Below are 16,304 nucleotides of genomic sequence, written 5' to 3'. Positions count from 1 at the left end.
GCGGGGCACAACTTCACGAAACAAGAACCCCTGATCCACAAAGCAGAAAAGAATTTAAGAAAGTTGTACGCGCTTCATGTGGGACGATCGGCTGCAAGTACCCGAGCCACTCAACTCCGCCCGGAGTCGCGCGCGAACACGCGAGTAACGCTGTCGCGCCTTCGCCGGCCGCAGCTCGAGCACATGACCCGCCTCGGCAACAGTCAAACTCGCTCATGCGACGAGCCGCATCAGCACCCGATCCCGATCCGGAACGGTCCTCAGCGCGCGCTGCAGTCAAGAGCGTGACTCAGCCAACCGGGACGCTACCGGTTGCGTCGCGACTTCGATGAGTTCGTTCTGCAGTCGTTCGCCCCACTCGGTATGCCGAACGCGTCCACGTCTCGATCCGGCACCCCTTACTCGCTCGGGAAGCGGACCATGCCCTCCTGGCTGACGCTGGCCACGAGGTTGCCCTCGCGGTCGTAGAACCGGCCGTGGGTGAGTCCGCGGCCGCTCTGCGAGGTGGGGGACTCGAGCTCGTACAGCAGCCACTCATCGACGCGGAACGGACGGTGGAACCACATGGCGTGGTCTAGGCTCGCGAAGCGCATGCCCGGCGTGGCCCAGGGGGTTCCATGCTGCCGGGCAACCGGCTCCAGGAGCAGGTAGTCGCTCGCAAACGCGAGGGCCGCTGAGTGGATCAGGGCGCTCGCATCGAGTGTGTCGCGGCTCCGCATCCACACACTCTGACGATTCGTGCGCTCCGCGACCTCCAAGATGATGTCGGACTCGACGTAGCGGAAGTCGAAGGGCCGGTTCAGTACCCAGGAGGCCTGCCCGTTGCTTGCGAGGTGACCGTACTTTTCCCAGACTGTCGGCAGCGAGTCCGGATCCGGCAGATCCGACATGTCTCGCCGCTCCTGGTGCTCGACTCCCTCATCCGGCACCTGGAAGGAGGAGATCAGTGACATCAGCACCTGCCCCTCCTGGTAGGCCTGGACGCGCCGGGTCGAGAACGAGCGGCCGTCGTAGAGCCGATCCACTTCGAAGGTCATACGCTCGGCGCTGTTCCCGGGGCGAAGGAAATAGCCATGCATCGAGTGCAGTGCTCGGCCCTCGGGTGCGGTCGTGCCCGCCGCCGCGAGTGCCTGCCCAAGGACCTGCCCACCGAAGGATCGACCGTGCCAGGTGGGCAGCGGCGGTCCCGTGAGGATGTCCTCGCGGGTGCGCGCACCCGAGTCGAGAACCGAGAGCATCGAGAGGAGATCGGCGGCGGTCATGGTTCCTCCAGGAGGCGGGTCCGAGCGGATAAGTCTCTCAAGTCTAGGGCTGTGACGGGTGGCGGCGCGGGATCCCTCGCGGGTGCGGCGGCGGTAGGCTTGTGGGGATGGCTGCCACACTGCTGCTCGCGGATCACGCGACGCGAGACGACCTCCGTATCTTCCTTGAGCGCCTACAGAAGGTGGGACAAGACGAGGTGCGGATCTTGACGCGCGGATCGACGCTCGCCGTGTACGGCTGCACGCAGGCGCCCCGCGGGATCACGGATTCGGTTCCCGTCGTACTTGTGATGCGCGCGTTCGCGCTATCCGAAACTCCCGCTGAGGACGTCGACGAGACGGTGTTGGGCCGGTCCCTGTTGGACCGGATCGCGCGGCTCGGGATTATCGGGCTCGCGCTTGATGTTCCGGACGTCACCGCGATGGTGGCGTGGGCCGGCGTGCTGCCACCCGTCACCGGGTGGGAGCCCGCGGGTGCGATCGACGCGGCCTCGCTCGGGACCGTCGCCGGCGAGGGGATCGCGCGCGTGGCCGAGCTGCTGCCTGCCGACCCGGGAGAGGCGCTGGTGCACAAGGTCCGCGCGTCTGTGTGGGGCGCGGAGATCGCGCCGGGAATCCCGGCCGCGGCTGCCTTCGCCGCGGAGACGCTCGGGTTCCTGGGGGAGTCCGCGCCTGTGCGCGTCTCGAAGTCGCTGACCTGGACGCGACTCTCCTCAGATCGCGGGCACGTGGTGGTGCGCTCCCTGCTCGGCTAGCGGCCGCGGTCCTAGCGCCGCAAGCGTATGTTCTGCCCCGGCAGGGACTGGCGCAACCCCGCCGAGAAGTCAATTCGGTACGTTCGCAGATTCCGTAGGGTGCGAAATTGGAGCCTCGGCGAGATGTCGTTGCGATGACCCGGGCCCCGTGGCGGAAAATTGGGTTCGCCCGGGATCAAGGAACCCCCGTCGAGAGCTCAATTTCGTACCTTCTCTGGAGTCACGAGGTGCAAAAGTGGCATCTCAGGGCGGGTGCCGGAGGTGCAGCGGGGCGGGCGCGGATGCGGGCGCAACGCACTTGTTCGGCATTGAGCCTTCATAGCTTTCGCATATAGTTGGGGTGTTGGGGGATGATCCACCGGCGACCGCTCAGTGAGGACAGCATGACGATTCGACACTCCCAATTTCTGCAACGCAAGAAGGGTCACCGCCCTGCGCGCGGCTGGCTCGCCGGCGCTCTCGGGCTCGCACTTGCATGCGCAGTGGCGCTCCCCGGAAATTTGGTCCCGGCGACGGCAGCGGTGCCGGATCCGGTAGTCGAAGAGGCCACGCATCTCGGTGCGCCGGATCAGGTCGAGATCGTGATGGGCCCCACGGGTGAGGAGCAGGATCCGTCTGTGACGCCTGAGGTTTCGCCGATGCCTGAGCGGGTCGACGAGGCGGACCCGCCGGCGGACACCGAGGCGGGTGACCCGCCGTCCGAGCAGCTTGACGCACCCGATGTGCCCGAGTCGACGGATCCGCCGAGTGCTGGCACGCCCGACGCGGCGCGTGCGCCAAGCAATTGGCGCAGCATTACCGGCAAGATCACGCTGCCCAAGGAGTCCCCGAAGGAGTGGCTTACCGGCATTGAGGTGATGATCATGACCGAGACGCCGATACCCTGGGGCGGGTCAACCGAGATGATCGGCGATGTGACGACCGCGACAGTGAATCCGCAGACCGGGGCATGGCGTACTGAGCCGTTGCCGCCGGCGAAGTACGAGATCGATTTACGGTTCAAGCTCATGATTGAACTGCCAGAGGGGAATCCTTGGTACGGGAAGCTTCCCAACTTGCGCGAGCCAGCCGGAACGCGCACTGACCAGGGGTGCTTCCTGCCGCCGAAATGGAATCGCCCAGTGGCTGACATTCGGAGCGGTTCGGCGAAGCCAGTGAATCGCACGATGCGTTCGGCTGCGGCATTCTCAGGGCGACTCACGGCACCTCCGGGTACGCGCGGACTCAGTACCGTTCATGTGTTTGCGAAGCTCGTGGGGAGCACTCAAGCCTGCAATACCTGGCAGACGAGTTCCTTCGTTGGCTTCACCATGGAAGACTCCAAGGCCCTCGAATTTCAAGTCGTCGGCCTAGATCCAGGGACATACGTGTTCCGTGCGGAACCCGGTGCTTACCAGGTCCCAGACGGAAGGAAGTTTTCCCAGGACATCTCCGATCAGCTCTGGAACAACAAGAACCTCACCTACACGCAGGCCTTCACCGGACTCGCGGGAACCCCGGTGAAGCTTGGGATCGGAGAGCGCAAGGGCATCAACTTCACGCTCAAGAAGGGTTCCGCATTCCGCGATGTGGGCTGGAGCGACAAGTTCTCCCGCGAGATCGAGTGGATGAGCTCTTCCGGGCTGTCTACCGGGGTCGCCGCGGGCTCTGGTCATCTGCCGTACCACAACGGGACAACCTCGCGTCCCGCCCGCAAGTACTTGCCCAAGGACGGGGTCTCTCGAGAGGCGATGGCGGCGTTCCTCTACCGGCAGAGCAAGACGAAGTTCACGGCTCCGAAGGTGTCGCCGTTCGCCGATGTCCGGCCCGGAGACAAGTTCTACACCGAAATCACGTGGATGCACGCGAAAGGTTTGTCTACGGGGACGAAGCAGCCCTCGGGTAAGCCGAAATACCTGCCGAAGTCAACGGTGTCCCGTGAAGCGATGGCGGCGTTCCTGTATCGGATGTATCGGCCGGGCGGAAAGGAGCCCGCGAGTTCGCCGTTCAGCGATATGCGGCCCGGGAGCAAGTTCTACCGGGAGATCGCCTGGATGCACCGCTCGGGATTGTCGACAGGCAATGCCCAGCCCTCCGGCAAGCCGAAATACCTGCCGAAGTCAACGGTGTCCCGTGAGGCGATGGCCGCGTTCCTCTACCGGGCGCAAAAGCTCTCCTAGTCGCTGTGCGCGGCGGCGCGATGTCGTCGAGGGGGCGCACCTCGGGGTTACTCGTCAGGTTTGACCCCGATGTGCGTCCCCTCGGTATGGGTGGAGGGCGGTAGGGCGGGCGGGCTTTGCGGGCAGGCTTGTCGGGCAGGCTTGGCGCGCGGGATCGTGGCCTTGCGGCCGTCGGGCGCGCGGCCCGCGGCCCGGGTGCAGCAATTTCAGCGAACCTCAGCTAGGATAGGGAGGTCAACCGGAGGAGTGTTTTCATGGCAAATGTCAACGGCATCATCGACCCGCCCATCGACGATCTGCTCGAAAAGGTGGATTCGAAGTATGCGCTGGTGATCTTCGCCTCGCAGCGTGCTCGTCAGATCAACGATTACTACACGGATCTGCACGACGGCAACCTGTTCGATAACGTCGGGCCGCTCGTCGACTCGTCTGTCGACGACAAGCCGCTGTCGATCGCACTGCACGAGGTCGTCGAGGGCAAGCTCTCGATGACCAAGCGTGCCGCGGAGGACGCAGCGTAATCTTCTGCTGCTTTCGCAGCTGTGTCGGTGGCGTCGGATACCCTGAAGGGACCGGCGCCACCGGTGTTTTCGGGGTGCGCCCCAGTTTCTCAATTACTTCCTACGCTCAAGGAGTCCCATCGTGTCGCTGCGTCAGTTCACCTCGGAGTCGGTCACCGAAGGCCACCCCGACAAGATCTGCGACCGCATTTCTGATTCCATCCTCGACGCGATGCTTGCGCAGGATCCCGGCGCGCGCGTCGCCGTCGAAACGCTCGTGACGACGGGACTCGTGCACGTCGCTGGCGAGGTATCGACGAGCGGCTATGTTGAGATCCCGCAGATCGTTCGCGACGCGGTGCGCGAGATCGGCTACACGAGCTCCGAGATGGGCTTCGACGGCTCCTCCTGTGGTGTGTCCGTGTCGATCGGCCAGCAGTCGCCCGACATCGCGGACGGTGTGGACAGCTCGCTTGAGCTGCGCACGGGCGCACTTGACGACGAGCTCAGCCGCCAAGGTGCGGGCGATCAGGGCATCATGTTTGGCTTCGCCACCGACGAAACTCCGGAACTGCAGCCGCTGCCGAGCTGGATCTCGCACCGTCTTGCCGAGCGCCTCACTGAGGTGCGCCGTGCGGGCATCATCCCAGAGCTCCGTCCCGACGGTAAGACGCAGGTCACGATCGGCTACGACGGGGATCGTCCGGCGAGCATCGAGGCGGTTGTCGTCTCTACGCAGCATCACCAGAGCATCAGCCAGCCCGCCCTGCGTGAGGCCGTGGAGCGGGAAATCATCCGACCTGTGCTCGAGCGTGTTGACTTGCCGAGCGCGCAGGCTGAGCTGTTCATTAACCCTGCCGGCCCGTTCGTGGTTGGTGGCCCGATGGGCGACGCCGGGCTCACCGGACGCAAGATCATCATCGACACCTACGGCGGTGCGAGCCGTCACGGTGGCGGTGCGTTCAGCGGCAAGGACCCGTCGAAGGTGGATCGCTCCGCCGCGTACGCGATGCGCTGGGTCGCGAAGCACGTAGTGCGGGCCGGGCTCGCGAAGCGCGCCGAGCTGCAAGTGGCCTACGCCATTGGTCGGGCACACCCGGTCGGGCTCTACGTTGAGACCTTCGGCACCGAGACCGTGCCGCGCGAGCGCATCGAGGCGGCCGTGCGTGAGGTCTTCGACCTGCGCCCGCTCGCGATCATCCGCGATCTCCAGTTGCTGCGGCCGATCTACGCGCAGACCAGTGCCTATGGACACTTCGGTCGCGAACTTCCCGACTTCACCTGGGAGGCCACGCCCCGCGTCGCGGAGCTGCAGGCCGCCGCCGGCGTCTAGGTGCGCGTGGGCTCCGCGTTCGAGCGCGCAGAGGGCGCAAACGGGCGCGCCGTCGCGCGTGTCCTGCTTGACTCGGCGCTGCCGCAGCTCGATCATCTCTTCGACTACGCGATCCCCACGGAGCTGGCCCACGACATACGCGTTGGCCAGCGCGTCCGCGTGCCCTTCCGCAACCGAGAGCGGAAGTCATTCGGCTACGTTATTGAGTTCGTGGAACGCAGTGAGTTCGGGGGTGAACTCGCACCGATTGCGGACCTCGTGACCACCGTGCCGCAGCTCACACCGGAGGTGTGGCAGCTCGCCCGCGCCGTGGCGGATCGGGCTGGGGGATCCGCGGGCGACATCCTGCGTCTCGCGATCCCGACGCGCCAGGTGCGGGTTGAGAAACAGCATCTTGCCGCCGCTGAGACTATGGCTGAAGCTGAAGCTGAAGCTGAAGCAGGGGCTGAAGCAGGGGCTGAAGCTGAGAATGAAGAGCTTGCCGGGGCCGAAGTCGGTGTGACGGCTGGCGCGGCTGAGGGCCGTGGCGCACGAGTCGTGGCGCTTGCCGCCGAAACTTCTGCGCCGGTGCCGGTGCCGGTGCCGGTGCCGGTGCCGGTTCCGGTTCCGGTGGCAGTGGCGGAGGCCGCCGAGCCCGAGCCCCAGCCCGGGCCGGAGTCCGAGCCGGCGTCGGCGGGAGTCGTTGGGGACGCAGTCCCGGACGGCGTCGCTGATGCTGATGCTGATGCTGATGCTGATGCTGATGCTGAGGCGAATGCAAATGCTGATGCATCAATCAGTGCCGGTGCTGGTGCGGTAGCCTTCGCTGGCGCTCCGGCTGGCGCTCCTGCTGGCGCTACGGCTGACGCCGCCGGTGACTCCCTGGGGGCGCGCGATTCCCGTCGGGGAACCGATCCCGCGGCGGCTGTTGCCGCCGAACTCATCGCGGGCGCACGCCTCGCTTTCACCGCCTCACACGGGCCGGAGCGCCTGCACACGGGCGAGTGGGTGGGCAGCTGGGCCGCACAGCTGGCCCGCACGGCGATCGCTGTGCACACGCTCGGGCGGAGCGCGATCCTGGTCACACCCGACTACCGCGATCTCGACCAGCTGCGGGATGCGCTGGCCGCGCTCGGCCACGAAGACGCGGTCCGCGTCGACTCCCGGCAGTCCAACGGCGAGCGTTACGCGAGCTTCTTGCGCGCGCTCGACGGCGTGCCGCGGATCATTCTAGGGAACCGCTCGGCGGTGTACGCCCCGGCCCACAACCTCGGCGCGATCCTGTTCTGGGATGACGGTGATCCGGTGCTCGCCGAACCACTAACCCCCTACGTGCACGCCCGGGATGCGGCGCTCGTGCGCGCCGAGCAGTCGGGGGCTGGCCTGTTTTTCATGGGGCACGCGCGGAGCTCCGAGGTGCAGCGGCTCGTGGAGCTCGGGTACGTGCGGGATCAGGAGTTCCCGCCGCGCCGCACGCGGGTGATCCACGCGGACTCCTCGATCGCCCCGGATGCCTTCGCGGGGCGGGTACCGGAGTTTGCGGCGCGCACGATCCGGGAGGGCCTGCGCAGTGGCCCCGTGCTTGTACAGGTAGCGACGGCAGGGTACGCCCCGGTCGCTGTGTGCGGTGACTGCGGAGATCTGGCCCGGTGCCTCGCCTGCGCCGGCCCGATCGGCTTCCGCGTCGTGGGGCGGGCCTCCTGCCGCTGGTGCGGCACCTACGCGAGTGACTGGCGTTGCGGCACTTGCGAGGGCGAGCGGCTGCGTGAACGCGGCATGGGGTCCGCGCGTACCGTTGAGCAGTTTGAGCGGCAGTTCTCCGGCGCCCGAGTGATTCTGAGCGACGGCGAGCATCCGCGCGAGCGTGTCGATGGTCGTCCGGCCCTCGTCGTGGCTACACGCGGTGCAGAACCCCTCGCGGCGGGTGGCTACCGCGCGGTGATCCTCCTCGACTCGGAGCGGCTACTCAGCCTCGAGACGCTTCGCGCGGGGGAGGATTGCCTGCGCTGGTGGGAAAACGCCGCCGCGCTGGCGGCACCCGATGGGCTCTGTCTGATGGCGTCCGGTGGCGGTCCCGTTGTGCAAGCGTTTGTGCTCGGTCAGGGGTCCGCGTGGCTGCGGAGCGAACTGCGTGACCGGCACGCGCTCCGATACCCGCCCGCTGTACGTGTGGCAAGCGTGAGCGGGGGACCGGACGAGGTCGAGCGCGCACTGAAGCAGATCGCGGAGCTCCCCGGGGTCGATTTCCTCGGGCCCACGTCGATCCCGCCCGGCGGTGCCGCGCGCACGCCAGCGGGGCTGGTTCGTGCGATCGTCCGCTTTGAGTACGGTCAGGGCGGGGAAGTAGCGCGTCGGTTGCGCGGCGCGCTTGTCGCCGACGCGGCTGGGGCGTCTTCTCGCACCCGGAGTAAGAGCGCCCCGGGCCGGGCGCGCCCCGAGGCGCTGCGTCTCCGATTCGACGATCGCGGCGTGTTCGACGGCTGATCTGGGGTTCCGGGCCGATCCTGGCATACGCTGTGCGCATGGATGGACTCAACGAGCTTGTGCTCGCGGCGGGGGATCGACTCTGGACGTGGGCCGTGTTGCCCGTCTTGGTGGCGCTCGGCCTGTACTTCACGATCCGATCCGGCGTGGTGCAGTTCCGGTGGTTCCCCGAGATGCTGCGGACACTCACAAATAAGACACCGACACACGCGGACGGCACGCCGCAGTCGGTCTCCGCGTTCCAAGCGTTCACGATTTCGGCGGCGTCCCGAGTGGGCGTCGGGAACATTGCGGGTGTCGGGACCGCCATCGCGATTGGTGGCCCCGGCGCGGTGTTCTGGATGTGGACGATGGCGTTTATCGGCGGGGCGTCGAGCTTTGTCGAGTCGACGTTGGGGCAGCTGTTCAAGGTGAGGGATCCGCACGGATTCCGCGGCGGCCCCGCCTACTACATGTTGCACGGACTACGCTCGCGCTGGATGGGCACCCTGTTCGCCGGCATCCTCATTGTGTGCTTCCCGTTCGCGTTCTCCTCGCTGCAGGCCAACACGATCAGCGCGACACTGCTCACGAGCGTCAGCGCTGGCTCGGGAAGTGCCGGCTGGATCACGCTGGGCGTGGGGATCGTGCTTGCGATCCTGACCGCGCTTGTGGTGTTCGGCGGGGTGCGCCGGATCGCGAGCGTCACGCAGGCCGTCGTGCCCGCGATGGCGCTCGCCTATCTGCTGCTCGGGCTTGTCATCGTGTTCCTGCACATCGAGCAACTGCCGGCAGTGTTCGCGTCGATCTACACGCAGGCGTTTGGCTTCAACGAGGTCGTAGGAGCCGCGTTCGGCATGATCCTGATGACGGGCATCAAGCGCGGCATGTTCTCGAACGAGGCCGGCCTCGGCTCCGCCCCCAACGCCGGGGCGAGCGCAGCGGTCACGCACCCGGTGAAGCAGGGCCTGGTACAGACCCTCGGCGTGTACTTCGATACGTTCCTGATCTGCTCGATCACGGCGTTCATCATCCTGGTGACGGGGCCGGATCTCGCGAACGCGACGCGGGGGATCGGCCTCACACAGGAGGCCATCGTCGGCACGCTCGGGCCGTGGTCGAACATTCTGCTCAGCGTGATTATCTTCCTGCTCGCGTTCAGCTCGATCCTCGGGAACTACTACTACGGGGAGTCGAATATCGAGTTCATCTCGACAAGCACCCGGGTGCTGTTTGGGTACCGCGTGCTTGCGGTGCTCGCAATCTTCGTGGGTGCGATCGCATCAGCGGATCTCATCTGGAACACCGCCGACGCGATCATGGGGGTCATGGCGCTGGTCAACCTCGTGGCGATCGGTCTGCTGTCGGGTCTCGTGTTCCGGCTCATGCAGGACTACTCCGCGCAGCGCCGAGCTGGGCGAGACCCGGTGTTCACACGCGCGCTGATGCCCGATGTCTCCGGCATCTCATGCTGGGAAGACGAGCAGAGCGTGACCGGGCAGATCGCCGTCGAAAAGCGCTGACTTCGCGGTGCCGGATCCCGCGCCCGGATCCGGCACCGCGATCCGGCACCGCCTATGTTCGCGGCTACGCTCCGCGCAACCGCTCCGCGACGAAGTCGACGTCCTTGTCGCCGCGGCCCGAGAGGTTCGCGATGATCACGGCGTCCCGCGGCAGCGTCGGAGCGAGGCGCATCACGTGGGCGAGCGCGTGCGAGGACTCGAGCGCCGGGATAATGCCCTCGGTGCGGGTGAGGAGCTGGAACGCCTCAAGCGTCTCCGCGTCGCTCGCGGTGACGTATTCAGCCCGCCCCATTTGCGCGAGGTGCGCGTGCTGCGGGCCTACGCCCGGGTAGTCGATGCCGGACGCGATGGAGTGGACCGGAGCGGGCTCCCCGTTCGCATCCTGCAGCACCTTCGTGTGCATGCCGTGCAGGGTGCCCGGCGTGCCGAGCGTCATCGTAGCTGCGTGGCGATCCCCGTCGAGGCCCTCGCCCGCGGGCTCCACGCCGATGATGCGCACGGACTCATCGGCGAGGAACGCGTCGAAGAGCCCCATCGCGTTAGATCCGCCTCCGACGGCGGCAACCAGCGCGTCGGGCAGCTTACCCTCGGCGTCGAGGATCTGGGCTCGTGCCTCGCGCCCCACGACCGACTGGAAATCACGCACCATCGAGGGATACGGGTGGGGGCCCACCACCGAGCCGATCGCGAAAAAGTACTCGTCGGGGGCCGATGCGTACACGCCAAACGCGGAATCCACGGCCTCCTTGAGGGACTGCCCGCCCTCCTCGACTGCTACGACCTTCGCGCCGAGAAGCTCCATGCGCACCACGTTCGGATGCTGCTTGGCCACGTCGATCGCACCCATGTGGATTTCGCACTTCAGTCCGAGCAGCGTGGCCGCCGTGGCGAGCGCCACCCCGTGCTGCCCCGCGCCGGTTTCCGCGATCAGCGTGGACTTGCCCATTCGCTTCGCCAGCAGCGCCTCACCCAGGCAGTGGTTGATCTTGTGCGCGCCCGTGTGGTTGAGATCCTCGCGCTTCAGGTAGACCCGAGCTCCGCCGAGCTCACGTGTCAGGTTCTCCGCGAAGTAGAGCAGTGAGGGCCGACCCACGTACTTCGAGAGGAGTGCCTGGAGCTCATCGTGGAATGCGGGATCCGCGGTCGCCTCGGCGTAGGCCGTGGCGACCTCCGCGATCGGCTCGACGAGGAACGGGGGGAGGGCCGCGCCGCCGAACTCGCCGAAGTACCCGGCCGCGTCAGCGCGGTAGGGGGAAGCCGGGTGCTCGGTCGGGAGGGAAGCGGTCTGTGTCATGTCGGGTCCTTCGTGCTGGGCCTCTCGCAGACACAAAAACACCGCCTACGAGGAGGCGGTGTCGGGGTGCATGCAAATGCGTGAAGAGTGACCGCCCTAGGCGGCCCACCACTGATTCACGAAATGCATGAGGCGAGTGTAGCACCCCGCTGCATCGATCGTGTCGGAGGTGCTCGTTATGATCGACACGATGACCGCGCAGCCAGCTTCCGTCCGGGGATTCTCGAGCGAGACCCACGCGCTGCAGCGTGCCGACGGCGGACTTGCGTTGGCGCTCGCGCCCGGACTTACCGACGCGGGGTGGGATCCGGATCCACAGTTCTTCTCGGGCTTTGCCACGCAGCCACTTGTGCTCGCACGCGGTCTGCTCGCCCTCGCTGATGTGACCGCTACTCGGTACTTCCAGTACGTGCCGACGACGATGCGTGACCCCGTTCTGAGCGCGCACGGGGATCGGCTGCGCGTGGAGACATTCTCCGCGTGCAACGGGGTGTACGCCCGCCTGGACCTGCTGGCGAGCGGCTTTGACGGCGGGGAGATCGCCCGAGGCACCACAAACGTGGACCTGGGTGCGGGATCCCGTGCCGTGCTGGCCGCGGTGCGGCGTGCCGAACTGCTGCATCTGTCTGTCGGAGGTGCCGGGCTCACGCTCGCTACCCCGGCACAGCAGAACCACGAACGGCCCGTGGTGATGCCGGATCGGTGGGTCCGGGCACTCGGAAACGTCGCAGAACTGCACCGGCGGCTCACGCCTCGGATTGATCTCAACGCGGTCGAGGCACGCGGGTTCCTCGCCGCCGTTCCCGCAGCGACGGCGAGCGGCCGCACCGTGTGGCTGGCCCGCGCCCGCGACGGGATTCGCGTGAGCGGCCGTCCCGCCGCGGGCGCCGTGGGCATCGCGGGCCTGCACCGGCTGAGCGCGGCAAAGCGGCTGCTGCCGCATGTGACCGGACTCACTGTGTACGGCGACGACTCCTCCGGTGCCAGCGCAGTGGAGATCCAGCTACCGGCCGCCCGGCTCAGTCTGGGGCTCACGGCCGAACCGTGGCGCGGGCACTCCGGCGAGGGCGCGCTGCTCTCCGCTCTCGCGGGGCCGGAGGTGTCTTTCGACGCGGAGCGCATCGCCGAGCTGCTCGCGTTCGAACCCCGACTCGACATCCCGCTGCTCGCACGGCGCAGCGAGCTGACGGAGGCACGGGTGCGGGGCGCGGTTGCGGTGCTCGCCGCCGGTGGCCGGGTGGGGTGGGATCTCGCCGACGGCGCCTACTTTCACCGGGAGGTCCCGACATACGCCGCGACCGCCTCACGAGATCAGCCGCGACTCGCGGCCGCCCGCACGCTTGTCGCGCTGCGCCGGGTGGTGCGCGGGGAACGCGGCACCGACGCCGCAGAGACATGGACCGTACTGGGAGTCGCGCCCGGTACCGAATCCGTGGTGCGTCGCCGCGGCGGCACACTGAGCTGCAGCTGTGCCTGGGGGCTGCGCCACGGGGCGGGCCGTGGCCCCTGCAAACACGAGCTCGCGGTCACGCTCTCGCTGACCCAGCCGCTCACACAGCCGCTTACCCAACCGGAGGATTCATGAGCCAGATCACCACGCCAGACACTCCGGCCGCGCTCGCGCGAACCCTTGATGTGTTCGCCGAGCTGGGGTGGGTGGCGCAGCCCGCTGACGCCGCCGCTGGCCTGCCGCTCGGAACGCCCGAGCAGCGCCGGATCGCGCTCGCCGGGCTGCGCACGGGGGAGTGGGGCGTGTTTGAGGCAACGAGTCCGCAGAGCTATGGCTGGCGGAGCTGGTTGGGGGCAGACATCGATGCGGGCCTGCTTGCGCTGTTCGCGATCCGGCTCGGCGTCACGGTGCGGCGCGCGCTTGCCGTGCTGCCCGGAGGGGAACGACTCCCCGAAGTCTCCGTTGTCGAAGCGGTCTGCGACCGTGGTGACGCCTACGCGACTGAGTTCGTGACGCTGGCATCAACGGGTGCTGGTCGGCTGTGGGTGGATGCGACGTCGCGCTTCGCGGGAATCACTGTGCGCCTGGTGCACCGCCTGAAACTGCCGGTGCCGCAGCGGCTCGACTACCTGCGAGACTGGGCCGTGTATGCCCTGGGTTCCCCCGGGAACGACGGCTGGCTGCAGCCGCGCCAACGGCCCGCGATCGATCTCACGGAGCTCGCCCCGCGCTTCACCGAGCACGCCACGGTGGCGGTCGCTGCCGGACTCAGCGTCACCGGGCCATTCGGCCAACTCATGCACGCTGCACTCGAGCGCGGCTGGCTTGACGACAACGCGGCTCGGGAGCTCGCCTTCGCGGGCCTCGACGCGGCGCAGCGCCCGGGAGATCGAAAGGTCTGGACGGCGCTGCTCACCGACAGTCTCGGCCTGACCGCGCCGGATCGCGTCGCCGCGCTGCGGGATCGGGCCGACGCGCTTGTCTCCGCGATCGCCACGGGTGACGCCGCACTGATCGAAGCGTTTGGCCCGCCGCTCATTGCTCACGGCGACGAGCAGACCGTCGCCGACGTGCTCCAATTGGGGCTGGGAGCTCGGACAAAGAAGGCGCGCCGCGCACTGCTCGCCGCGGCCGCCGCGCGACCGCGGCCCGCGGCAGCCGCGGAACTCGCGCCGCTCATCTCTACGATTGCCACGGGTTCCGACGCACCGCTCGCCCGGGCCGCACGCACGGTCCTCACCGCCTGGGGGATCGACAGCGACACCACCCGGGAACGAGGACCGCTGGGGGATGACACCCCAGTGCGTGGCGTGTGGCTGCCGACGCCGCCGCTGTGGGATGTGCCGCGCTTCGAAATCGGTGAGGTCAGCTCCGGGGCACTCACCGCAGCCGCCGCCGCGCTGAGCGGTGCCCCGGAGAGTTCCCTGAGCGACCCCGCGGCCGAGCGGTTGCTGGCGCTCGCGAACCGCGTGGCGCGGACGGACGCGACGGCCGCCCGGGTAGCGCTGCGCGGGGTCCGCCCACAGTGGGTGCCCGGCCTGCGCGGAATTGCGGAGTGGGTCGCTGAGCAGCCGATCCCCATGCTCGACAGGCCTCCGCGCAGCGACATTCCTGGCTCCAGCGCTACCGTGTACCAGCCCGTCCCCGCCCGCGACGCCGCCGTACTGCAGCAACTCGGATCGGTGCCGTCGTTGCTCTCCACACCCAGTTGGGACGATCTCCGCGTGGACCCCGCCGACCTCGTTGCGCGATTGCGTGACTACGGTGCGGCGGGCGCACGCGCGATCGAAGCGGACGTGCTGCTTGCATTGCTGAGGCTCGACCTCGGACGGGTCACCCCCGAAATCTCAGCAGAGCTCGCCCAGAACCGCGTCCCCGTGATCGGGCAGGACGGTGCGATGCTTGCCACACCGGCTGGACCCGCGGTACTGCGCTACATCGCAGACCCGCTCCAGGAGCCCGACCGAGTGCTGGACTCGCAACGGCACTGGTGGGCCCCGGGCGCGCTCACCCTTCCGGCATCGCTGGCGGAGTTTCCTCCGCGGCTGCGCACCGACACGGTCCATAGCGGGCTCAGCCTGGACGCCTGGCCGGGTGGTGGCGACACCGCAGGATGGGGCATCGAACACTCCGAGCTCGCCGGCCTTGGCCGTGATCTTGGCGTGCTCGTGACCCGTTCCGTCCCGCTCACCCCCGGTCTCGCCGTGAACCTCCTGGCGGCCCAGCGCGGCTTCCACGAGCGCGCAGTTGTCGACGGGGCTCAGGCCGTGCGGGACGCCTGGGCCCGCGGCATCCTGATCCCTGGGGTGGCGGATCCCGCGCGGCTCGATTGGCAGGAGACGCCTGGCAAGCTTGCCGCGTTCGCGGCGGCCTGCGCCGAGCTTGCCGATGAGGGGCTGCTTGCCGTCGTGTGGCCGTTGCTCGATGCCCTCGTCGCCCGCTCGCTCCGCGCACCCCGATTGCTCGCGGGCACGCCTGAGCTTGTGACGTATCTGGGGGAACTCCTCCCCGCCGTCCGGCTCGCTGTCGCAGCTGGCCTCGCGCCCGGGCATTCACTCGCGCTGCTCGGAACACGCGCGCTCGCGGCCGCCCCCGGGAATTCCCGCGCGGTCGGGCTCGCCCGGAAGATCGTGGCCGAGTTACCGGAGGACACCGAGCCTGCGCCGCCTGCCACACCCGGTACCGCGCACGAGTCCGCGCCTCGTGCTGCCGTGGCACACCTGAGCGATGCAGCGTTCGAGGAGGCATGGCCGTTGCGTCGGGGCGGGGGCCCAGCGATCGACGATGGTGCCGCCGTAACGGCGCGCTGGCACGATCCGAAAGCGTCGACGCGCTTCCTTGACATTGGGCTCGCCTTCCCCGCAGGCCGGCTTGCCGACTCGAGTCACGGGGACCGAGTGTTCCGCACCCGCACGTCCTGGTTCTATGACCTCGAACACGAGGGGCAGTGCGGCATGACCGAGGGCCCCGACACTCCGATCCAGCACGACGCTCGTGCCTGGCTGCGCTGGGATCCGGCCTCCGCCGGCGGAGCCGGTGCGATGGTTGTCGCCGAACACCGCAACTGGCTCGACGGCACAAACGGCCCGCTCCGTCGGGACGGGGCGGTGCCGCCACTCACCGCAGGGATGGTCGCGGTGATGCTGGGAAGCATGAATCACGACAACGGGCACGCGTTCACCGTCAGGGAAGCCGTGCGCTCCGAGTTGTTCGGCGCTGCCACGGTGCGGCTCGCCGTGGCGAGGCTGCTCCAGAACGCGGACTATTCGCCGGTGAAGCTCGTCGGGCTGATCGAGAGTGACCCGGACACACTCACCACACTGTGGCCCGCGCTCACGGAGTCCGTTCGGATCGCGGCTGCGGCAACGGGGACGCCGCCGCGCTGGCTGAACCGGGTGCTCGACGTTGCACTCGGCCGGGCGGAAATCCTCCGCGCAGCCGCTGACCGCGGACACCTCCCGGCGGACGCAGCGACCTGGCCCGGGCTCTCCGAGCTCGCGACTCGGACCGGCTCGCAGGCAGCGTTCCGAAAGGCGCGAGAATTGCGCGCGGAACTCGACCTGGCGGTGAGGTGAGATAATAGGAG

At 68.0% G+C, this 16,304-nt stretch carries 10 protein-coding genes; 8 read left to right on the top strand and 2 right to left on the bottom strand.

Annotated features, from left to right (window positions below):
• Positions 1 to 398: 398 nt before the first annotated feature.
• Positions 399 to 1,262, bottom strand: a complete 864-nt coding sequence (locus tag FM113_RS11915) for an acyl-CoA thioesterase II (RefSeq protein ID WP_087014965.1) — start codon at positions 1,260 to 1,262, stop codon at positions 399 to 401.
• A gap of 107 nt (positions 1,263 to 1,369) precedes the next feature.
• Between FM113_RS11915 and FM113_RS11910 the strand changes: the two genes are divergently transcribed.
• The 6 genes from FM113_RS11910 (at position 1,370) to FM113_RS11885 (ending at position 9,974) form a co-directional block, all read left to right on the top strand.
• A complete protein-coding gene (locus FM113_RS11910; protein ID WP_087014964.1) occupies positions 1,370 to 2,017 on the top strand; it encodes a hypothetical protein in 648 nt (215 codons plus the stop codon).
• Positions 2,018 to 2,400: 383 nt separating this feature from the next.
• Positions 2,401 to 4,176: an S-layer homology domain-containing protein gene (locus FM113_RS11905; RefSeq protein WP_087014962.1), complete on the top strand. Its 1,776-nt coding sequence runs from the start codon at positions 2,401 to 2,403 to the stop codon at positions 4,174 to 4,176.
• A gap of 254 nt (positions 4,177 to 4,430) precedes the next feature.
• Positions 4,431 to 4,697, top strand: a complete 267-nt coding sequence (gene rpoZ / locus FM113_RS11900) for a DNA-directed RNA polymerase subunit omega (RefSeq protein ID WP_087014960.1) — start codon at positions 4,431 to 4,433, stop codon at positions 4,695 to 4,697.
• 121 nt (positions 4,698 to 4,818) lie between these two features.
• Positions 4,819 to 6,009 (top strand): methionine adenosyltransferase, encoded by a 1,191-nt coding sequence (metK, locus tag FM113_RS11895; protein ID WP_087014958.1) that lies wholly within the window; start codon positions 4,819 to 4,821, stop codon positions 6,007 to 6,009.
• 6 nt (positions 6,010 to 6,015) lie between these two features.
• The gene (locus tag FM113_RS18495; RefSeq protein WP_254908991.1) at positions 6,016 to 8,472 is read left to right on the top strand and encodes a hypothetical protein; all 2,457 of its coding nucleotides are present in this window, start codon (positions 6,016 to 6,018) and stop codon (positions 8,470 to 8,472) included.
• Positions 8,473 to 8,510: 38 nt separating this feature from the next.
• On the top strand, positions 8,511 to 9,974 hold the full coding sequence (locus FM113_RS11885; RefSeq protein WP_087014956.1) for a sodium:alanine symporter family protein: 1,464 nt from the start codon (positions 8,511 to 8,513) through the stop codon (positions 9,972 to 9,974).
• Between the two features lie 64 nt (positions 9,975 to 10,038).
• Here FM113_RS11885 and trpB read toward each other — a convergent pair whose 3' ends face one another.
• Positions 10,039 to 11,268, bottom strand: coding sequence for a tryptophan synthase subunit beta (gene trpB / locus FM113_RS11880; RefSeq protein WP_087014954.1), 1,230 nt, complete (start codon positions 11,266 to 11,268; stop codon positions 10,039 to 10,041).
• Between the two features lie 178 nt (positions 11,269 to 11,446).
• Between trpB and FM113_RS11875 the strand changes: the two genes are divergently transcribed.
• Positions 11,447 to 12,853: an SWIM zinc finger family protein gene (locus FM113_RS11875; RefSeq protein ID WP_254908990.1), complete on the top strand. Its 1,407-nt coding sequence runs from the start codon at positions 11,447 to 11,449 to the stop codon at positions 12,851 to 12,853.
• Positions 12,850 to 16,293 carry a hypothetical protein gene (locus tag FM113_RS11870; RefSeq protein WP_087014952.1) on the top strand — a complete coding sequence of 1,148 codons (3,444 nt, stop codon included), beginning with the start codon at positions 12,850 to 12,852 and terminating at the stop codon, positions 16,291 to 16,293. The genes FM113_RS11875 and FM113_RS11870 overlap by 4 nt, the downstream gene beginning before the upstream one ends.
• Positions 16,294 to 16,304: the final 11 nt, after the last annotated feature.

The organism is Leucobacter sp. 7(1), assembly GCF_900163635.1.
GTDB lineage: Bacteria > Actinomycetota > Actinomycetes > Actinomycetales > Microbacteriaceae > Leucobacter.
This window is presented reverse-complemented; position numbering and strand designations above follow the sequence as displayed.